The 20104-nt window shown below is 76.4% G+C and carries 16 protein-coding genes and 1 tRNA gene; 10 read left to right on the plus strand and 7 right to left on the minus strand.

Translation table 11 applies throughout. From position 1 onward, the window contains the following. Positions 1-66: 66 nt before the first annotated feature. A complete protein-coding gene (locus H7K62_RS19480) occupies positions 67-2481 on the plus strand; it encodes a HelD family protein (protein ID WP_222437895.1) in 2415 nt (804 codons plus the stop codon). On the opposite strand, the gene H7K62_RS19485 is transcribed toward H7K62_RS19480, so the two are convergent. Together H7K62_RS19485 and H7K62_RS19490 are read right to left on the minus strand one after the other, a co-directional pair. Further along, entirely contained in the window at positions 2453-3544 is a 1092-nt protein-coding gene (locus H7K62_RS19485; protein WP_186721765.1) for an RNA polymerase subunit sigma-70, read from the minus strand. The two genes, H7K62_RS19480 and H7K62_RS19485, sit on opposite strands and share 29 nt — an antisense overlap. Positions 3545-3592: 48 nt before the next feature. Then, positions 3593-4228, minus strand: a complete 636-nt coding sequence (locus H7K62_RS19490) for a YitT family protein (protein WP_222437896.1) — start codon at positions 4226-4228, stop codon at positions 3593-3595. 65 nt (positions 4229-4293) lie between these two features. Here H7K62_RS19490 and H7K62_RS19495 point away from each other — a divergent pair, with 65 nt between their 5' ends. The 6 genes from H7K62_RS19495 to mnhG are packed head-to-tail and all read left to right on the plus strand — an operon-like array spanning position 4294 to position 10936. Then, positions 4294-7500, plus strand: a complete 3207-nt coding sequence (locus H7K62_RS19495) for a Na+/H+ antiporter subunit A (RefSeq protein ID WP_186721767.1) — start codon at positions 4294-4296, stop codon at positions 7498-7500. Beyond that, a complete protein-coding gene (locus H7K62_RS19500) occupies positions 7497-8054 on the plus strand; it encodes an NADH-quinone oxidoreductase subunit K (RefSeq protein WP_186721769.1) in 558 nt (185 codons plus the stop codon). Before H7K62_RS19495 ends, H7K62_RS19500 begins: the two co-directional genes overlap by 4 nt. Further along, on the plus strand, positions 8054-9640 hold the full coding sequence (locus H7K62_RS19505; protein WP_186721772.1) for a Na+/H+ antiporter subunit D: 1587 nt from the start codon (positions 8054-8056) through the stop codon (positions 9638-9640). The genes H7K62_RS19500 and H7K62_RS19505 overlap by 1 nt, the downstream gene beginning before the upstream one ends. Beyond that, positions 9637-10233, plus strand: a complete 597-nt coding sequence (locus H7K62_RS19510; RefSeq protein WP_186721774.1) for a Na+/H+ antiporter subunit E — start codon at positions 9637-9639, stop codon at positions 10231-10233. The genes H7K62_RS19505 and H7K62_RS19510 overlap by 4 nt, the downstream gene beginning before the upstream one ends. Then, the gene (locus H7K62_RS19515; protein WP_186721776.1) at positions 10233-10547 is read left to right on the plus strand and encodes a monovalent cation/H+ antiporter complex subunit F; all 315 of its coding nucleotides are present in this window, start codon (positions 10233-10235) and stop codon (positions 10545-10547) included. Before H7K62_RS19510 ends, H7K62_RS19515 begins: the two co-directional genes overlap by 1 nt. Further along, on the plus strand, positions 10544-10936 hold the full coding sequence (gene mnhG, locus H7K62_RS19520; RefSeq protein ID WP_186721778.1) for a monovalent cation/H(+) antiporter subunit G: 393 nt from the start codon (positions 10544-10546) through the stop codon (positions 10934-10936). Before H7K62_RS19515 ends, mnhG begins: the two co-directional genes overlap by 4 nt. A 51-nt stretch (positions 10937-10987) precedes the next feature. Here mnhG and H7K62_RS19525 read toward each other — a convergent pair whose 3' ends face one another. The 5 genes from H7K62_RS19525 to H7K62_RS19545 all read right to left on the minus strand — a co-directional run bounded on the left by H7K62_RS19525 (position 10988) and on the right by H7K62_RS19545 (position 17156). Continuing rightward, positions 10988-12127 carry a glutathione-independent formaldehyde dehydrogenase gene (locus tag H7K62_RS19525; protein WP_186721780.1) on the minus strand — a complete coding sequence of 380 codons (1140 nt, stop codon included), beginning with the start codon at positions 12125-12127 and terminating at the stop codon, positions 10988-10990. Between the two features lie 40 nt (positions 12128-12167). After that, the gene (locus tag H7K62_RS19530) at positions 12168-13172 is read right to left on the minus strand and encodes an NAD-dependent epimerase/dehydratase family protein (protein ID WP_186721782.1); all 1005 of its coding nucleotides are present in this window, start codon (positions 13170-13172) and stop codon (positions 12168-12170) included. Beyond that, entirely contained in the window at positions 13169-15934 is a 2766-nt protein-coding gene (locus H7K62_RS19535) for an alpha/beta fold hydrolase (protein ID WP_186721784.1), read from the minus strand. The genes H7K62_RS19530 and H7K62_RS19535 overlap by 4 nt, the downstream gene beginning before the upstream one ends. Continuing rightward, the gene (locus tag H7K62_RS19540; RefSeq protein ID WP_186721786.1) at positions 15931-16956 is read right to left on the minus strand and encodes a 3-oxoacyl-ACP synthase III; all 1026 of its coding nucleotides are present in this window, start codon (positions 16954-16956) and stop codon (positions 15931-15933) included. Before H7K62_RS19540 ends, H7K62_RS19535 begins: the two co-directional genes overlap by 4 nt. A 116-nt stretch (positions 16957-17072) precedes the next feature. Continuing rightward, a tRNA-Leu gene (locus tag H7K62_RS19545) sits at positions 17073-17156 on the minus strand. A 165-nt stretch (positions 17157-17321) separates the two neighbouring features. On the opposite strand from H7K62_RS19545, the gene H7K62_RS19550 reads away from it, so the two are divergent. The 3 genes from H7K62_RS19550 to H7K62_RS19560 are packed head-to-tail and all read left to right on the plus strand — an operon-like array spanning position 17322 to position 20054. Further along, a complete protein-coding gene (locus tag H7K62_RS19550) occupies positions 17322-18056 on the plus strand; it encodes an FhaA domain-containing protein (RefSeq protein WP_186721788.1) in 735 nt (244 codons plus the stop codon). Between the two features lie 4 nt (positions 18057-18060). Then, positions 18061-18624, plus strand: coding sequence for an FHA domain-containing protein FhaB/FipA (locus tag H7K62_RS19555; protein ID WP_186721789.1), 564 nt, complete (start codon positions 18061-18063; stop codon positions 18622-18624). Continuing rightward, positions 18621-20054: a PP2C family protein-serine/threonine phosphatase gene (locus H7K62_RS19560; protein ID WP_186721791.1), complete on the plus strand. Its 1434-nt coding sequence runs from the start codon at positions 18621-18623 to the stop codon at positions 20052-20054. Before H7K62_RS19555 ends, H7K62_RS19560 begins: the two co-directional genes overlap by 4 nt. The last annotated feature ends 50 nt before the right edge of the window (positions 20055-20104 follow it).

Here is a 20104-nt window from a genome sequence, read left to right on the forward strand (position 1 = left end):
GAGGAGCCGTCGGGCGAGGCGGCGGACGTGCTGGCAAGTGGTGGGTGCATGCGGACGGAGGCCCCGGTGAGCGGCAGTGCGAGCGGCCTGGCGCGCGAGACGGCGGGTGAGCAGGCCCGTGTCGACGAGCGGTACGACCGGCTGGACCTGCTGCGCACGTCCACCGAGGCGCGGCTGCGCGACGTCCGCGCGGCCGGCTCCAGCGGCACCCCCGCGGCGCGGATGGAGCGGGACGCGTTCGCCACGCTCTACGAGGACCGCCTCGCCCAGCTGAGGGCCGTGGAGGACCGCCTGGTCTTCGGCCGCCTCGACCTGGACGGCGGGGACGTCCGCTACGTGGGCCGCATCGGGCTGTCCGACCAGACGCAGGAGCAGCTGCTCACCGACTGGCGGGCCCCGGCGGCCGAGCCCTTCTACCGCGCCACCGCCGCCGACCCGCTCGGTGTGGTCCGGCGACGCCACCTCACCCTGACGGGCCGCACGGTCACGGCCCTGGAGGACGACGTCGTCGCCGACGGCGCTGCCCTGCCCGAGGGCATGGTGGTGGCCGGCGGCGGCGCGCTCATGGCCGCGGTGACCGCCGCGCGCACCGGGCGCATGCGCGACGTGGTGGCCACCCTGCAGGCCGAGCAGGACGCCGTCGTCCGCGCCCCGCTGCCGGGCGTCCTGGTCGTGCAGGGCGGGCCGGGCACCGGGAAGACGGCCGTGGCGCTGCACCGGGCGGCCTTCCTCCTCTACGCCCACCGCGAGCGCATCGCGAGGTCCGGCGTGCTGGTGGTGGGCCCCAACCGCGCCTTCCTGCGGTACATCGACCAGGTGCTGCCCGCCCTGGGCGAGACCGGGGTGGTCATGGCCAGCCTGGGCGAGCTGTTCCCCGGGGTGCGGGCGACCGCGGCGGACGACGACGACGTCGCCGCGCTCAAGGGAGACCCGCGGATGGCCGAGCTGCTGGCGGCGGCGGTACGGCAGCGGCAGCGGGTGCCCGCGCAGCCGCGGCGCCTGGTGGTGGGCCACCACGCCGTGGTGCTGCGCCCGCGCGTGGTGAGCGCCGCCCGGGACTCGGCGCGAGACTCCCACCAGCCGCACAACGCGGCCCGCACCACCTTCGTGCGCCGGGTCATGAACGACCTGGTCCGCCAGCTGGCGTCCGCACACGGCACCCGCAGCGACGAGCTCGACGCCGACACCCGGCAGTCGCTGGAAGCGGAGCTGCGCGAGTCCCCGGACGTGCGCCGCGAGGTGAACCTGTGCTGGATGCCGCTGACGCCGGCCGGTGTGCTGCGCGACCTGTGGGCCAAGCCCGACCACCTGGCCGGTGCCGCCGCCGAGGCGTCCCGTCAGGGGGGCCAGCACGGCGGCCAGCGGGGGGGCCAGCACGGCGGCCAGCGGGGCCGGGGGTGGCGGCGCGAGGAGCTGGCGCGGCTCGCGCGGGACCGGAGCGCGCCGCTCACCGTGGCCGACGTCCCCCTGCTCGACGAGCTGGCGGAGCTCCTGGGTGAGGACCCGTCCTCCGGCGCGGTCGACTCGGCCCGGGCGGCCCGCGAGCGCGCCGACCTGGTGGCGCAGGCGCGAGGGGTGCTCGAGTCCGGTCTCGTGGACCCCAGCGGGGGCGGTGCCCTCAGCGCCGAGGGCCTGGCCGACCGGTGGGCCCTGGACGGCCCGCGGGGCAGCGTGGCCGAGCGCGCGGAGTCCGACCGGACGTGGGCCTACGGGCACGTGGTGGTGGACGAGGCCCAGGAGCTGTCGGCGATGGCGTGGCGGGTGCTGGCCCGCCGCTGCCCCTCGCGGTCGATGACCGTGGTGGGCGACCTGGCGCAGACCTCCAGCGCCGCCGGCGCCCACGACTGGGGACAGGCCCTGGCCCCCGTGCTGGGCACGGGGACCCGCACCCGCAGCGGGGTGGACCTGTCCCGCACCTTCACGCTGTCCCGGCTGACGGTCAACTACCGCACGCCGCGCCAGGTCATGGACCTCGCGAGCCGCGTGCTCGAGGCGCACGGCTCACCCGAGGAGGCCCCGAGCTCCATCCGCGACGCCGAGGTGCCTCCGGCTGCCGTGCCGGCGCCCGCTCCGGCGGGGTCCGCCGCCTGGACGGCAGCCGTGGTGGAGGCGGTGCGCGGGCAGGTGGCCGAGCTGGGCGCGGGACGGCTGGCCGTAGTGGCCCCCCACCCGCTGGTGGCTGGCCTGCGGTCAGCGCTCGGAGAGGCGCTCGGGGACGGGGAGGTCCGCGGCGTCGACGAGCCGGCCGACGCCGCCGTGACGGTCTCCGACGTCACCGGCGTCAAGGGCCTGGAGTTCGACGCCGTGGTCCTCTGCGAGCCGCGCGCCGTGCTGGAGGCCTCCCCGCGGGGCGCCGGCGACCTGTACGTGGCGCTGACCCGTCCGACGCAGCGCCTGCTCGTGGTCTCCTCGGCGCCCCTGCCCGCGGGCATGGAGGAGCTCGCCGCGGGTCTCACCCCACCGGCCCGCTCTCGCGGCTGAGGTCGGCACCGAGCTCTCCCCCGAGCTCGGTCGGCAGGCCGCAGCGCTCGAACAGCCCGCGGCCGGCGTCGAGGAAGAAGACCAGGTCGCCGATGCGCGGCTCGTCGTCGTCCTGGCGCACCGCGAGCACCACGAGCGCCCAGGGGGTCCAGCGGGTCGGCTGGCCTCCCGGCCCGGCGGAGGCGAGGTCGGGGCGGTACTGGGCCAGGGCCAGCTGCCCGTTGAGGCGCGTGCGCAGCACGCGCGAGCCGCGGCAGCCCGCACCGGGGCCCAGCAGCCACGCGGCCACGTCCCGCGGCCCGCGCAGCCACAGCGCGTACGGGGGCATGGACATCGTCGCCTCGGCGTGGAGCAGCCCCACCAGGGCATCGACGTCGTAGCGCTCGAAGGCGTCGACGTACTGCGCCAGCAGGGCGGCGTGCTGCTCGTCGAGGGGTTCCACGGCGGCCTGCTGCGCGTCGCGCGCGGCGAGCGTGGCCCGGGCGCGCTGCAGGAGGCTGTTGACGGAGGGCACCGACGTCCCCAGCAGGCGCGCCACCTCGTCGGCGTGCCAGTGGAGCACCTCCCGCAGCACGAGCACCGCCCGCTGGCGCGGCGGCAGCAGCTGCAGGGCGGCCACCAGGGCCAGGCGCACCGACTCGCGCTCCTCGGCGACGGCGGCGGGGTCGGCGGCGGGCGCCGTCCCCAGCACGCGGGCGTCGGGGGCGGGCTCGACCCAGGCCGCGGCCTCGACCTGCGGGCCGAGCGAGGAGAGCACGGGCGCCGACGGGGACGGGGACATGTCCACCGGCAGCGCGCGGCGCCGGCGGCCCTCGAGGTGGTCGAAGCACACCCGCGTCGCGATGCGGTACAGCCACCCCCGCTGGGCCGAGGCGTCGCGCAGCGAGCCGCTGTGGCGCCAGGCGCGGACCATGGCGTCCTGCACGGCGTCCTCGGCGTCGGCCAGCGAGCCGAGCATCCGGTAGCAGTAGCCGGTGAGCTCCCCGCGGTAGCCCTCCAGCTGCAGCTCAGCCCCCTCGACCGCGGTGTCGAGGTCCCCGTCGAGCACTCCTTCGAGCGTCATGCCCCCACGGTGGCAGACACCACCGACACCGCGGATCCCCCGAACGGCTCAGCGCACCACGTAGCGGCCGGGCCGGTGGTTCATCGCCACCACCGCGTTGAGCACCGCCACGCCGAGCAGCGACGCCAGCACCGAGCGCCAGCCGACCACCGCGAGCGCCGCGACCATGACCGCCGCGTCGAAGGCCATCTGCACGTACCCGGCGCGCCACCCGTACCGCTCCTGCAGGTGGAAGGCCAGGATGCCGAACCCCCCGGCGCTGGAGCGGTGCCGGAAGAGCACCAGGAACCCCAGGCCCAGGCTGAGGCCGGCGAAGGCGGTCGCCAGCAGCACCGGCATCCGCACCTCGACGACGTGCCCGAGGACGTCGGCCAGCACCGACGTCAGTCCCACGCACACCAGGGTCTTGATGGCGAAGGCCCACCCGAGCCGCTTCACCGCCAGCCCGTAGAAGGGCAGGTTGATGAGGAAGAAGGCGACGCCGAGCGGGACGGGGGTCAGCCCGGCCACCAGGAAGGCGACCCCGGCCAGCCCGCCGGAGACCGCCCCGGCCTCCTGGAGCAGCAGCAGCGCCCAGCCGAGCAGGAACGAGCCCACCAGCAGGGCGGCGGCGTCCTCCAGCGGCGTGTGCGGCGGAGGCGTCGGCACCGGCGGCGCGGGCGTGGTGGTGGGGGCGCTGCTCACGGCGCGCACGCTAGGGCAGCCGACGACGGGCCGGAGCGTCGCTCTCCCCGTAAGGTTGGCCGGACATGATCCTGCTGCTGACGGCGCACTGCGCCGCCGCTGCCCTGGCCGTGCCCGTCGTGCGCCGCTGGGGTCCTCGGGGGGTCCTCCTCACGGCGCTGGCGCCGCTGGCCGTGCTCGCCTGGCTGGTGGCGCAGTGGGCGTCCGGCACCGCGGGGTCGGACGGGTCGGTGCTGCGCCAGGCCGTGCCGTGGATCCCCGACCTGGGCGTGGAGCTGGCCCTCCGGCTCGACCCGCTGTCGGCGATCATGGTGCTGGTCGTGGCCGGGGTCGGCGCCCTCGTGCTCGTCTACTCCGCGGGCTACTTCGCCGGGGACGGCCAGGCGCGCACCCGCCAGCGCACGGTGCCCCTGCTGGTGGCCTTCTGCGCGGTCATGCTCGTGCTCGTCCTCGCGGACGACCTGGTGCTGCTCTACGTGGCCTGGGAGCTGACGACGGTGCTGTCGTGGCTGCTCATCGGCGGTGACGGCAGGTCGCGCGCCGCCCGGTACGCCGCCAGCCAGGCGCTGGTGGTCACCACCGCCGGCGGTCTGGCGATGCTCGTCGGCATCGTCATCCTCGCCGTGACCACCGGCACCACGTCGATCAGCGGCCTGCTCGCGGACCCTCCGGCCGCGGGAGGCGCGACCACCGCGGCGGCGCTGCTGCTGCTCGCCGGAGCGGTCACCAAGTCGGCGCTGCTGCCCACCACGGCGTGGCTGCCCGGCGCGATGGTGGCACCGACGCCCATCAGCGCCTACCTCCACGCCGCGGCCATGGTGAAGGCCGGCGTCTACCTCATCGCCCGCTTCGGCCCGGTGTTCACCGAGGTCCCGGCCTGGCGCTGGACGGTCGTCGTCCTCGGCGGCGCCACCATGGTGGTCGGGGCCTGGCGCGCGCTGCGCCAGCACGACCTCAAGCTGCTGCTCGCCCACGGCACCGTCAGTGAGCTGGGCTTCATCGCGCTGCTGGTCGGCGCGGGCGGCCGGACCGGCGCCATCGCCGGCACCGGGCTGCTGCTCGCGCACGCCCTGTTCAAGTCGTGCCTGTTCATGGTGGTCGGCGCCATCGACCACGGCGCCCACACCCGCGACCTGCGCAAGCTGTCCGGCCTGGCCCGCCGGGCACCGGCGCTGCTGGTGGCCTCGGTGCTCGCCGCCGGGTCGATGGCGGGCCTGCCGCCGATGCTCGGCTTCATCACCCACGAGGCGGCCTTCGAGGGCTTCGTCGCCGGCGGCGGGTGGCCGCCCGGGGCGTCGGCCGGGGCGGACCTGTTCGTGCTCGTCGTCCTGCTGGTCGGCTCCGTGCTCACCGCGGCGTACAGCGCGCGGTTCGTCTGGGGCGCGTTCGCCACCCGGCGGCTGGTCGAGGGCGCCCCCGACCCGGACGCCTTCCACGCGCCGGGTCCCGTCATGGTGCTCCCGCTGCTCGTCGCCGCCGGGGGCGGGCTCGTCACCGGGCTCGTGCCCGGTCCGGTCGACGGCGTCGTCGCTGCGGCCACGGCCGGCTTCCCCGCCGGCCCCGAGGAGTACCACCTGGCCCTGTGGCACGGCCTCACCCCCACGCTGGCGCTGTCCGCCGTGGCCCTGGGCCTGGGAGCGGTGCTCTTCGCCGCCCGCGCACGGGTGGAGGCGCTCCAGCACCGCCTCGACGTGCCCGCCCTGGCACCGCTCACCGGCGGGCGCCTGCAGGACCGCGCCCGCGGGTGGATCGACGCGGTGGCGGCCGCCACCACGCTGGTCTACCAGCGGGGGTCGCTGCCGCAGTACGTCCTGACGGCGGCCGCCGTGCTCGTGCTGGGGCCCGGCAGCGCGCTCCTGGTGGCCGCGGCCACCGGGGCCTGGCCCGCGGTGTGGCGGTGGTGGGACGAGCCGCTGCAGGCCGTCCTGGTGGTCATCGCGCTGGGCACCGCCGTGGCCACCGCCGCCAGCCGCAATCGCCGGGCGGCGTTCGTGCTGGCCGGCGTCTCCGGCTACGCCGTCGCCGGGCTGTTCGTCGTGGCGGGTGCGCCCGACGTCGCGCTGACCCAGGCCCTCGTCGAGAGCGTGACGCTGGCCGCGGCCGTGCTCGTCCTGCGCGGCCTGCCGCCCACCTTCGAGCCGTCGCCGGACAGCCTCGTCAACGGCCCCAGGCCGTGGGTGCGCGCGGTGCTCGCCGTCGGTGCCGGCGCGGTCGCCTCGCTCCTGGCCGCCGTGGCGCTGGGCTCCCGCACCGCGACCCCGGTCTCGGTGGACTTCGCCCGCCTCGCCTACGAGCTCGGCTACGGCGAGAACGTGGTCAACGTGACCCTGGTCGACCTGCGCGCCTGGGACACCTTCGGGGAGATCACCGTGCTGACGGTCGCCGCGACGGGCGTGGCGAGCCTGGTGTTCCTGCGGCACCGCACCGGACGCGCACCGCGGATGCGCTCGACGCCCACCGGCGGGACGGGCGCCGGGGGTGGCGGCGCGGCGCGGCCGGCGGGCGCCACCGCGGTCGCCTCCACCTGGCGCACCTCGCAGGACTTCGCGCCCGGCCCCGACGCCGCCCCCTCCACCCGCTGGCTGCCCGCCGTGCGGACGCTGGCCCCCGCCCGCCGCAGCCTGCTCCTGGAGGTGGTGGTGCGGCTGGTCTTCGGCACGGTGCTCGTGCTGTCGGTGTACCTGCTCTTCGCGGGGCACAACCTGCCGGGCGGCGGCTTCGCGGCCGGCCTGGTGACGGGCCTGGCGCTGTTCCTGCGCTACCTCGCCGGCGGGCGCTACGAGCTGGGCGAGGCCGCCCGGGTGGACGTCGGCGTGCTGCTGGGCTCGGGCCTGCTCATCGCCGCCGCCTCCGCGGGGGCGCCCCTGCTGCTCGGCGGGCAGGCCACCCAGACCGCCGACGCCTACGTGCACGTCCCCCTGCTGGGCGAGGTGCACCTGGTCAGCTCGCTGGCCTTCGACGTGGGCGTCTACCTCGTCGTCGTCGGCACCGTGCTCGACGTCCTGCGCAGCCTCGGGGCGGGCATCGACGCGCAGCAGGAGGAGATCGAGGCCGACCCCTCGGCCGTCCACGAGCAGGAGGACGGCGACGACGACGGCGAGCCGGGCCCCGACGAGATGCCGGGACCGGGCGTCGAGGCGGACGGAGCGGCTCCCGCCGACCTGGCCACCGCTGACGCGGAGGACGCCGAGGAGACCCGGCCGGACGCCGTCGAGGGCGTCGAAGGCGCCGGCACCGGCACCGGTGCGAGTGCGGGGGCGGGTGCGCGATGAGCCCCACGATCGTCCTCACCGTGGCCGTCGGGGGCCTGGTGGCCACCGGCGTCTACCTGCTCACCTCCCGCCACCTCACCCGAGTGGTCCTGGGGGTGCTGGTGGCCGGCAACGGCGTCAACCTGCTGCTCATCAGCGCCGCGGGCAGGGCCGGCCGGGCCCCGGTGCTCGACCCGGACGGCGAGATCACCCTGGCGACGGCCGCGGAGTCCAGCGACCCGCTGCCGCAGGCGCTGGTGCTCACCGCCATCGTCATCACCTTCGCGGTGACGGCGTTCCTGCTGGCCATGGCCTACCGCACGAGCCGCATCGAGGGCACGCGGGGCGACGACGTCGTCCGGGACACCAGCCCGCAGGGCCGCTCGCGCGGCGAGGCGGCGCCCCCGGGTGAGGCGACGGCCTCCGCGGACAGCGTGGACGGTCCCGACGGCGCCCCGGCCGCCGAGGGCGCGGAGAGCGCGCCCGGCGGTGCGGGCGGTCCCGTGCTGGGGGCGGGCAACCGCCCCGCCGACACCGGTCCCGGCGGGCGCCGCGGCCAGGAGGGGACGGCCTGATGCGCGTCCTGCTGCCCCTGGTGGTGCTGCTGCCCGTCCTCGGTGCCGCGCTCACCCTTGCCCTGGGGAGCCACCCGGTGGCCCAGCGCTGGGTGAGCGTGGTGGTGCTGTCCGGCGTCACGGCCACCGCCGCGGCGCTGCTCGTGGTGGCGTCCTCCGACGGCCCGCAGTCGGTGGTCCTGGGCGCGTGGCCCGCCGGTGTCGGCATCTCGCTGGTCGCCGACAGGCTGTCGGCGCTGATGCTCCTGACCTCGTCCGTGGTGACGCTGTCGGTGATGCTCTTCTCGGTCGGGCAGGGCAGCACCGGCGACACCGAGCGGACCCCGGTCTCGATCTACCACCCGACGTTCCTCACGCTGTCGGCCGGCGTCTCCATCGCCTTCCTCGCCGGGGACCTGTTCAACCTCTACGTCGGCTTCGAGGTGCTGCTGGTGAGCAGCTACGTGCTGCTGACCCTGGGCGGCACGGCGGCCCGCGTGAGGGCGGGCATGACGTACGTCGTCGTCTCGATCGTGTCGTCCCTGCTGTTCCTCACCGGCATCGGCCTCGTGTACGCCGCCACCGGCACGGTGTCGCTGGCCGACCTGCCGGGGCGCCTGGCGGGGCTGCCGCTGGCGGTGGCGGTGGGGCTGCAGCTGGTGCTGCTGCTGGCCTTCGGCCTCAAGGCCGCCGCGTTCCCGCTGTCGGGGTGGCTCCCCGACAGCTACCCGACGGCGGCGGCACCGGTGGCGGCGGTCTTCGCCGGCCTGCTCACCAAGGTGGGCGTCTACGCGATCTTCCGCACGCAGACGGTGCTGTTCGGGGACGTCAGGACCCCGGAGGTGACCACGGGGCTGGTGGTGGTGGCCGTGGCGACGATGGTGGTCGGCATCCTCGGGGCCATCGCCCAGAACGACCTCAAGCGCCTGATGTCGTTCACGCTGGTCAGCCACATCGGCTACATGCTCTTCGGGGTGGCGCTGGGCACGCGCGAGGCGCTGGGCGCGGCGGTCTTCTACGCCGTCCACCACATCCTCGTGCAGACCGCGCTGTTCCTGGTGGTGGGCCTGGTGGAGCGAGCGGCGGGCACCACCTCGCTGCGGCGCCTGGGAGGGCTCGGCGGCGCGGCCCCCGGGATCGCCCTGCTGTTCCTCCTGCCCGCCCTCAACCTGGCCGGCATCCCGCCGTTCTCCGGCTTCGTGGGCAAGCTCGCCCTGCTGCGCGCCGGCGCGGACGACGGCAGCACGAGCGCCTGGGTGCTCGTGGTCGCGGGAGTGGTCACCAGCCTGCTGACCCTGTACGCCATCTCCCGGGCGTGGGCGGCCACCTTCTGGTCCGGTCGCGCGACCCGGCTCGACCCGGAGGTCAGCCCGGAGACCGCGGCCGCCCGGGCCCACCGCGTGCCGCCGGCCATGGTCGCGGCGGCGGCGGGGGTGGTGGTGCTCGTGACGTCGCTGACGTTCGTCGCCGGTCCCCTGCTCGACCTCGCGAACGGGGCCGCGCAGGACACGCTGGACGTGCGCTCCTACACCTCGGTGGTCGGCGGCCTCGACGTGGGCAGCGCTGACGGCAGCGGCGGCACGGCCAGCGGGGAGAAGAGCCCGTGAGCGCGCACGAGGCACCCGCCACCCGTCCCGGCCTGCGCGGCCGGCTGCCGGACCGGCGCCAGCTGCCCCTCCTGCTCTGGATGGTCGTGTTCTGGTGCGGCCTGTGGGGGTCGGTCAGCCCGCTGGTGGTGGTCGGCGGTGTGCTGACGGCGCTAGCGCTGGTGGCGGTCTTCCCGATGCCCACCCTGCCGCCGGCGCCCCGTCCGTCGGTCCTGGGCTGCCTGCGCCTGGCCGCCCACCTCGTGGTCGACCTCGTGCGCTCGAGCCTGCAGGTGGCCTGGTACGCCGTGCGGCCGGGCCCGGTGCCCGCCAGCGCCATCGTCGCGGCCCCGCTGCGGTCCCGGTCGGACGCGATGATCGCGGCCACGGCGGAGCTGCTGAGCCTGGTGCCGGGCACGCTCGTGGTGGACGTCGACGTGCCCAGCGGCACCCTGTACCTGCACGCCCTGGTCACCGGGGACCCGGAGCGGGTCGGTGACGACGTGCGCGCCTCGGTGCGCAGCATGGAGGACCTGGTGCTCGCGGCCCTCGCGCCGGGCGCTCAGGCGGGCGGCGCCCAGGTCGCCGACGACGTGCGGGAGGCGGGGCGCTGATGGGCGTGGTGACGGACCTGGCGCTCGGCATCCTCCTGGTCGCGGCGCTGCTGGTGGTGGTCCGCCTCGTCAGGGGCCCCACCACCCTGGACCGGGCGGCCGCCGCCGACGTCTTCGTGGCGGTGCTGCTGTGCGGCGTGGCCGTGCTCGTCGCCCGTCGCGGGTCCACCGTCTTCGTACCGGTGCTGCTGGCGCTGTCGCTGCTCGGCTTCGCCAGCTCGGTGGCGGTCGTGAGGTTCCTCGGCCGGGAGGACCCCGCCCGCGAGCCCCGCGAGCACCCCGACGAGACCCCGAGCGGTGGGAGCGGCTCATGAGCGCCGGTGACTGGGTCTCCGCCGTCCTGCTGCTGTCGGGCTCGTTGCTGGCCCTGGCGGCGGGGATCGGCATGCTGCGGTTCCCCGACCTGTGGATGCGCATGCACGCGGGCACCAAGCCGCAGGTGCTGGGCCTGCTGCTGGTGCTCGCCGGGGTGCAGGTCCAGCTGCTCCCCGACGCCAGCGCGGTGGTCGCCCTGGTCTTCGTGGGCTTGTTCCAGCTGGTGACGGCGCCGGTGGCCAGCCACCTGCTGGCGCGAGCGGGCCACCGCTCCGGGGTGGTCCCCCGCGAGCAGCTGGTGCAGGACGACCTGCGCGTCTTCGAGCTGGAGTGCGCCGCCGGGGAGCACCCCGAGTCCTCCCCGCCGAAGGACCCCCCGCCCTCGTGATCACGGTCCCCCGCTGGCGGGGGACCGTGATCACGGAGCGGAGAGGCGGGGTCAGGGGTGCAGGACGACCTTCGTCCAGCCCTGCTCGCGGGCGTCGAAGTGCTGGTAGCCCTCCGCGGCCTGCGCCAGGTCCAGCTCGTGGCTCACGATGAACCCCGGTGAGGCCTTGCCCTGGGTGATGAGGTCGCGCAGCTGGCGGTTGTACCGCTTCACGTCGGCCTGGCCGGTGCCCATGGTCAGGCCCTTGGTGAAGAACTGCCCGAAGGGGAACGCCATCCGTCCCTCCTGCATGAGCGGGTCGGGACCGTTCGGGTCCTGCGGGGGGAAGACGCCCACCACGCCGATGCCGCCCGTGGCGCGCACCACCTCGACCAGGGTGTCGAGCGTGCCCGCCGGGTGCTCCTCACCGGAGTGGTCGTGCGCCTGCCAGCCCACGGCCTCCACGCCGCGGTCGGTGCCGACGCCCTTCGTGGCCTCCATGATCTGCTCCGCCGGGTCGCCCTTCGAGAAGTCGACGGCGGTCGCGCCCGCCTGCTCGGCCAGCCGCAGCCGGTCCGGGTGCTGGTCCACCACGTAGACCTGGTCGGCGCCCTGGATCCTCGCCGACAGCGCCGCCATGAGGCCCACCGGGCCGGCGCCCATGATGGTCACGGACTCCCCGGGCTCCAGGCCCGACAGGCGCGTGCCGTGCCAGCCGGTGGGGAAGATGTCGGACAGCATCGTGTAGTCCAGCTCGTGCTCCCGGCTGTCGGCGCCACCGGGCAGGCGGAGGGCGTTGAAGTCGGCGAAGGGGACGCGCAGGTACTCCGCCTGGCCGCCCTGGTAGGGCCCCATGTCCGCGTAGCCGAAGGCGCCGCCGGCCATGCCGGGGTTGACCTCCAGGCAGAAGGCCGTCTTGCCGCGGTTGCAGTTGCGGCAGTGGCCGCAGGCGATGTTGAAGGGCAGCGAGACGCGGTCGCCCTTCCTGAGGCGGGTGACGCCGGAGCCGACCTCCTCGACCACCCCCATGTTCTCGTGACCGAGGGTCTTGCCCTGCTCCACGTCGGTGCGCCCCTCGTACATGTGCAGGTCGGACCCGCAGATGTTCGTGGAGGTGATCCTGACGACGACGTCGGTGGGGGCCTCGATGCGGGCGTCGGGCACCTCGGTGACCGTGACGTCGCGGGGGCCGTTGTAGACAAGTGCCTTCATGGAGCCCCCGTACCCCCGGACGGAGCCGGCAACCTGTGGATCAGCGGGGGTCGTGCTCCGCGTACCAGGCGGCGACGCGGCGGAAGCCCTCGTCGAGGTCCACCTGCGGGGTCCACCCGAGCACCCGCTGGGTCTCGCGCTGGTCGAACCAGTGGGCCGTGCCCAGCTGCTCGGCCAGGAACAACGTGAGCGGGGGCTCCTCGGCGCCGAGGGGGTGGCCGGCCAGGCGCAGCCCCTTCCAGACCGCCTCGACGGCGTGCCCGGCGGCGCTGGCCGCGCGGGTGGGGATCCTCCGGGTGGGGGCGGGCGCACCGCCGGCGACGGCCATCTTGGTCAGCAGCTCCCCCACCGTGCGGGGCTGGGCGCTGGAGATGACGAACGCCCGGCCGTGGGCGTCGTCGTCGGCGGCGTGGTCCAGGGCCGCCACGAGCGCGTCAGCGGCGTCGTCCATGTAGGTGGTGTCGATGAGGGCGGTGCCGTCGCCGATGACCACCATGCGGCCCACGCGGGCCCGCTCCACCACGCGGCCGACCAGCTGGGTGTCCCCCGGACCCCACACGATGTGCGGGCGCACGGCGACCACCGCGAAGCCGGGGGCGTCCGCCGCCAAGGCGATGAGCTCGGCGGCTGCCTTGGTGCGCGCGTAGGGGCCGCGGGCGTGCTCGGGGTCGGCAGCGCCGGCACCCTCGCCCACGAGGGAGGACCCGGTGTGGGCCACCGACGGCGAGGACACCTGCACGTAGCGCGTGGCACCGGCCTCCCGGGCCCCGGCGAGCAGCGCCCGGGTGCCCTCGACGTTGACGACCCGGTACTCCTCCTCCGGACCGGTCAGCGCCACCTTCGCCGCGAGGTGCATCACGGCGTCGACGCCGTCGCACGCCCGCCGCACCGCCGCGGGGTCGGACATGTCGCCCTGCACGTCCCGCGCCCCCTCGACGCCGCTGGGGCGGCGCTGGAACGTGGTGACGTCGTGGCCCCGCGCCACGAGCGCCGCCGCGGTGGTCCCGCCGAGCAGACCGCTCGCGCCGGTCACGAGCACCTTCACGAGCGGACCCCCCGGGTGCCGACGACCGGGCTGTCGGCCTTCGTGCTGCCGGAGAGCACGCCGTCGGCCCACGCGGCCACCCGGCTGCGGTCCACCTTGGAGCGGTGCCGCACGTCGGTGGGCAGCTCGGCGACCACCAGCACGGCGGCCACCGGCACGGGCGTGCCGGCGGTCCGGCGCACGGCGTCGACCAGCTCCACCGGCGCCGCCCCCGGTCCCGGGGCGCCCGGTCCGCCGGTGGTCTCGACGACGACGACGGGCTGCTGCGTGCCGGCCGGGCCGACGCCCACCAGCGCGGCCCGCGACACCCCGGGCAGCAGCTGGACCCGCTGCTCGGGGCCGACGGGCGTGAGGGGCCCGGCTGCCGTGGTGACCACGTGCGCGAGCCGCCCCTCCACCCAGACCCGGCCCGCGGCGTCGAGGTGCCCGACGTCGCCCGTGCGGTGCCAGCCGGGCTCGCCGGCGGCTCCCGGGGTGTCGCGGACGCTCTCGCGCTGGACGTCCCACAGCTGGTCGTAGTGGTCCTTCATGAGCGGCGACCTCACGACGATCTCGCCCGTGGGCGCCTCGGCGCCCTCCACCAGCGGCCCGACGGCGCGGCCGAGCCCGTCGAGGGAGGACGTCGCCACCCGGGTCCCGGGCAGCGGGGAGCCCACGAGCACGCCCTCGCCCGCGCCGGCGGCCTGCAGCTCGGTGAGGTTGGTCTGGGCCACGAGGAGGCCCTCGGTCATCCCGTACGGGGTCCGGCACTCCGCGCGCGGCAGCACGTCGCCCGCGGCGGCGAGCAGGTCGGTGCCCACCGGCGCCCCCGCGGACAGCAGCAGCCCGACCCGCGACAGCGCCGCGCGACCGGCGTCGTCGACGTCGTCGGCGGTGGCCACCACGCGCCGCAGCGCGGCGGGGGAGGCGAAGACCACCGGCGACGCGGACGCGTCGTCGGGGGCGATCGCCGCGACGGCGCGCGCGAGCGCGGCCGCGGTGAGCGTGTCGGGCTTGGTGACGTCGGTCTCGGGCACCGCGGCGGTGGCGCCCAGCAGCGGCGCGAGGATCGCGAACGGCGCGAACGCGGCCACGAGGGAGTCCCCGGGACCGAGGCCGCTGGTGTGGGCCGCCGCGTCCCGCAGTGCCTGCAGGGTGGCGTGCGTGTGCACGACGCCCTTGGCCGGACCGGTCGAGCCGGACGTGAAGAGCACGGCGCCCTGGTCGGAGGGCGCCGGTTCCGGCAGCGGCGCCCAGCCCGGCGCCGCACGGCGGTCCCGGCCCGCCGCCTCGAGGTCGGCGAGCAGCTCCACGCGTCCGAGGGCGCGGCGGCGCAGGCCCGCACTGGGACCCGCGAGCACGCGGCGTCCCGGCCAGCCGAGCGCGCGGGCGGCCAGCAGCGCCCTCTCGATGCCGATGACGACGGCGGGGTCGGCGCTGGCCACGGCCCGGGTGAGCCCCTTGACGCCCAGGCCGGCGTCGGCGACGACCACCACGGCGCCCAGGCGCAGGCAGGCGCTGAACAGGGCGGACAGGTCGGGGCCTGGTGGCACCAGCAGGGCCACGCGGTCGCCGTGGCGCACGCCCGAGGCGGCCAGGCCCTCGGCGAGGTCGTCGACGCGGGCGGCCAGCCGGCGCCACGTCAGCGTCTCGGCCGGTCCGCCGGCGCGAAGCTGGGCGACGGCCACGGAGTCGTCCTGGGAGCGCTCGCGCAGCGCCGCCCACAGCGGGGGGCGCGGAGACCCGCCGTCCAGCGTCGACCCGGTCGAGCCGGTCGACGCGGTCGCCCCGGTCTTCGCCGGGACCGCGTCCAGGCCCCGCAGCCAGCGGACCACGGTGCCGGCGACGCCCCGCTCGGGCTCGATGTCCTCGACGAGGAGGTGGCCGGTGCCCTCGAAGCGCTGGACGTCGGCGTGCGGCAGGCGGGAGCGCAGGTCGGCGAAGTAGCGCTGGCGGAAGACGGGGTCGGCGGGGCCCCAGACCAGCAGCGACGGCACCCGGTCCGCCCCGATGGCCGACAGGCCCTCGGCGACCCGGTCCAGGGCCGGGGCGCTGGGGTGGCCCGGCACCACGGGGATGTCGGCGACGAAGGCGCCCACCCCGACCCGGCGGGCGGCGCCGCGGTAGGGCGCCAGGTAGGCGTCCGCCACGCCCGGGGCCAGGGGCCGGCGGGCCGTGGCCATCGTCGCCCGCAGGAACGCGTCGGTGGTCGTGGTGCCCGCCAGGTGCAGGCCCTTGCTGGTGAACGGCACGAGGATCGGCGGGAGGGCGGCGCCCTCGGGCTGGTGCACCGCGGTGTTCAGCAGGACGACGCCGTCGAGGAGGTCCCGGTGGCGCCCGGCCCAGCCGGCCGAGACCACCCCGCCCCAGTCATGACCGATCGTCACGACGCGGCTGCTGCCGGGGCCGTCGGCACCGGCCACGACGCCCAGGGCGTCGGTGAGGCGGCCGAGGTCGTCGATGCGCCGCTCGAGGCGGCGGCGGGTGCCGGTGCGCTCGGAGAAGCCCATGTCGAGCTGGTCCGGGGCCACGAGGCGCCAGCCCGCGGCCGCCGCGCGCGGCAGCAGGGAGCGCCACAGGTAGGACCACGTCGGGTTGCCGTGCACGGCCAGGAGTACGCCCACCGGCTCCGCGCCGGTGGCCTCGCGCACCGCGTCGGCGCCGTCGAGCAGGTGGACGGTGCGCAGGACGCCGTCGGCGTCGGTGAAGGAGACCAGGCGCGACCAGGCCGGGTCCAGGCCGGGGAGGCCGGCCGGGGGGAGCGCCGCGGGGGCGCGGGTCACCAGACGATCTCGCAGAAGGCCGAGTTCAGGCCCGAGCCGACGCCCAGGCACAGCACCCGGTCACCCGGCTCGAGCGAGTCGACCTCGCGCGCCAGGGTCATCGGCAGCGAGGCGGGCCCCACATTGCCGAGCACGGGGTAGCTCTCGGGCACCTTCGACCACGGCACGCCCGTGCGGTCGACCAGCGCCGCCATGTGGATCTTGGAGACCTGGTGGAACACGTAGCGCGCCACGCCGCTGCTCCAGCCCCACTCCTCGTCAGCGGCGTCGAACGCCTCGCCGACCAGGGCCACGCCGTGCTCGAGCAGCCCGCGCCCGTCGGCCACCATCTGCTCGGCGCTCGCCACGCACAGGCCGTGGTGGGAGCTGCCGCTGCGCGCCACGCCACCGCGGATGCGGTGCCCCTCGGGGTGGGCGTCGGCGGGACCGAGGACGGCGGCGACCGCCCCGGAGCCCAGCGTCAGGGACGCGAACTCGTCCAGGTACTCCTGGCGCGTCACCGGCTGGTGGGCCAGGCGGTCCAGCGTCCTGTCGAACATCGGGCTGATGTCCTCCGCGCCGACGACCACGGCGTAGCGGACGTGGCCGGCGTCGATCATCGCCGAGGCGGTCTGCAGGCCGTTGACGAAGCCGAGGCAGGCGTTGGTGATGTCGAAGTTCATCGCCGAGGTCGGCAGTCCCATCGCCTCGTGCACGACGGCGGAGACCGCGGGCTCGAGGTGGTAGCGCGTCACCGAGGTGTTGATCACCAGGCCGACGTCCGAGGCGTCGACCCCGGCCTCGGAGAGCGCCTTGGAGCCAGCGGTGGCCGCGGCCTCCCCGCAGGTGACGTCCCCGGCGTAGAGCCGCCGCTCGCGGATGCCGGTGACCCGCTCCAGCAGGCCGGGGCGGATGCCGAGCCTCTTCATGGTGCCGGCGAGGCGCTCGTCGAGCTCGCCGGACGTGACCACGACCGGTGCCTCGATGGCGTTGATGGAGAGCAGAGCGGTGTTGGCCGCCCGCCAGCTCGTGTTGCCGTTCACGCACACCTCGTTCCAGGGCTCAGGACCCTTGAGGTTAACGGTCCTGGCGGGGTGCTGCCCCTTCCGCCAGAAGCACGAGGGCCCGGCCACCACTGGTGACCGGGCCCTGCTCGCGGTGCGCGAGGGGGGAGTTGAACCCCCACGCCCTTTCGGGCACACGGACCTGAACCGTGCGCGTCTGCCTATTCCGCCACTCGCGCGAGCAGCAGGAAAACTAGCACGCCCGAGCCGGGGCGCTGCGCGACGGCCCCGCCGGGGGGGCACCGCGGGGCCGCCGCCGCGCGCGGGAAGGGCCAGGACCCAGCACCCGGGCGGCGCCCCGACTACGATCCGCAGACCGGCTGCCGCACGTGAGGGGAGGGGCCGTGGGAGTGCTCGACCGCTTCGAGCGCAGCGTCGAGCGCGTGGTCAACGGCGTCTTCGCGAAGGCCTTCAAGAGCGAGGTGCAGCCCGTGGAGCTGGCCAGCGCCCTGCGTCGCGAGGTCGACACCACCTCCGCGGTGGTCGGTCCCGGCCGCACGCTGGTGCCCAACGCCTTCACCATCGACCTCGGCCCTGCGGACCACGAGCGGCTCTCGTCCTGGGAGGACGCGCTGGCCGCGGAGCTCGCCACCGCGGTCACCGACCACGCCCGCGCCCAGCGGTACTCCTTCTCGGGACCGGTCAGCGTGCGGCTCCAGCTGGACGAGGAGCTCGCGACCGGCGTCTTCCGCGTGCGCAGCGCCCGCGTGCGCGGCGGCATCGCCCCGGCCACCTCCGCCGTGGCCACCCCCTCCCACCCCGTGCTCGAGGTGGACGGCCGCAGCTACCAGATGGCCTCGGAGCGCACCGTCATCGGTCGCGGCAGCGAGTGCGACGTCGTGGTCGACGACCCCGGCACCTCGCGCCGGCACCTGGAGGTGGTCCGCAGCGGCGGGCGCACCACCGTCCACGACCTGGGCTCCACCAACGGGACCGTGGTGGACGGCCGGCGCCTGGACGAGGCCGGTGGGCGCTCCGCCGTCCTGCACGACGGCAGCCGCATCCAGCTCGGGCGCACCACGGTCGTCTTCCACTCCGGCTCCGGTGCTGACGACGCCGACGCCGACGGGGAGTGGTGAGGCCGTGAGCCAGCTCACCGTCACCGTCCTCCAGCTGGGGCTCCTCGTGGTGCTCTGGCTGTTCGTGCTGGGGGTCGTCGCCGTCCTGCGCCGTGACCTGTACGGCGTGCGCGCACCGCGCCAGGCGGCACCCGCTGCCCCCGCCGCGGCCGGGGCACCGGCCCCCGCCCCGTCGGCGCCAGCGTCCAGCGCTCCCGAGGCACCCGCGGCCCCGTCCCGCACCGCCCCACCCGCCGCCCGCCCCGCACCGGCCCCCCGGCCCCGGCTGCTGGTGGTCACGGAGGGCCCGCGCGCCGGCACCCGGCTCGAGCTGGGCGCCTCCCCGGTCACGCTGGGCCGGGCTGACGACTGCACCCTCGTCCTCGGGGACGACTACGCCTCCGGCCACCACGCCCGCCTGACGCCCTCGAGCAGCGCTCCCGGGGGGTGGGTCCTGGAGGACCTGGGCTCCACCAACGGCACCAGCCTCGGCTCGGGCCCGGCCGGCTCACCGGTGCGCGGGGCGGTGCCGGTGGGTGCCGGCAGCGTGGTGCGCATCGGGCGGACCACGCTGGAGCTGCGCCCGTGACCCTCGCCCTGCGGGCGGCCGCCCGCTCCGACGTCGGCCTGGTGCGCGCCAGCAACCAGGACTCCGGCTTCGCCGGCGCCCGCTTCGTCGTCGTCGCCGACGGCATGGGCGGGCACGCCGGCGGCGACGTGGCCTCGGCCACGGCCGTGGCCGAGCTCATGGGCCTGGACGACGAGGCGCACGGCGCCGAGGCCCCGCAGCGCCTGGCCGACGCCGTGGCCCGCGCCCAGGAGGCGCTGCTGCGGCGGGTGGCCGTCGAGCCGGCGCTGGCCGGCATGGGCACCACCGTCACCGCACTGCTGCGCGCCGGGGAGCGCCTGGTGCTCGCGCACCTGGGGGACTCCCGCGCCTACCTGCTGCGGGACGGCGCCCTGGTCCAGGTCACGCGCGACCACACCTTCGTGCAGCGCCTGGTCGACGAGGGCCGCATCACCGCCGAGGAGGCGGAGCACCACCCGCAGCGCAACGTGATCCTCCGGGTCCTCGGCGACGTGCAGTCCTCCCCCGAGCCCGACCTGTCGGTGCAGGAGGCGCACGTCGGGGACCGCTGGCTGCTGTGCTCCGACGGGCTGCCCCGCGTGGTCTCGGACGAGACCATCGAGCGGACGCTGGACGGCGTGCCGGACGTCGGCCGGTGCGCGGAGACCCTCGTCGAGCTGGCCCTGCGGGCGGGTGCCCCGGACAACGTGACCTGCGTGGTGGCGGACGTGGTCGAGGTGGACCCGGGCGGACCCGCCGCCACGGTCCGCCAGGTGGTCGGTGCCGCCGGCGAGCGCCCCGACCCGGCCGAGCGCGCCGTCCGCATCCCCACCAGCCCCGCCATGCGCGCGGCGGTGCTGGGACGGGGTGCCGCGACGGCGCCATTGACGGCGACCGCGGCCGCCGCACCGGCGGGCGCGGCGGCGGGCGCGGTGCCGGTGTCGGCCCGCTCCCCCGAGGAGGTGGAGACCGGGCCGCCCGGCGAGCGTCCCGAGGACCTGGCCGAGGGGCCGCCGCCCCGGCCCGCGAGGGTCCGCTGGGGACAGCGGGTCCTCGTGGTCCTCGTCGTGGTCCTCGTGCTCGGGGGCGGCGCCCTGGCCGGGTCGGCGTGGCTGGGGCGCCAGTACTTCGTCGCCGACGACGGCGGCGCCGTGGCGATCTACCGCGGCCTGCCCCAGGACGTCGGACCCGTGCACCTGTCACGGCTCGTCGACGTCACCGACGTGCGCGTGGCGGACCTGCCGGCCATCTACCGGGACCAGGTGGCCAGCGGCATGACCGCGAGCAGCCTCCCCGGCGCCCAGCAGGTGGTGGCGCGGCTGCGCGAGGTGTCCCGCACCTCCGGTGCCTCCTCCGACAGCACCGCCTCCCCGTCCCCGACCTCCGCCCCCGCCGAGACCACCGCTGGGCAGCCGGTGCCGTCGGACACGACCGCGGCGGCGACCCCGTGAGGGCGCGCTGGGTCGAGCTGGGACTCACCGCGGTGGCGGTGGGCGTGGCG

It is taken from the genome of Quadrisphaera sp. RL12-1S (genome assembly GCF_014270065.1).
Lineage (GTDB): Bacteria > Actinomycetota > Actinomycetes > Actinomycetales > Quadrisphaeraceae > Quadrisphaera.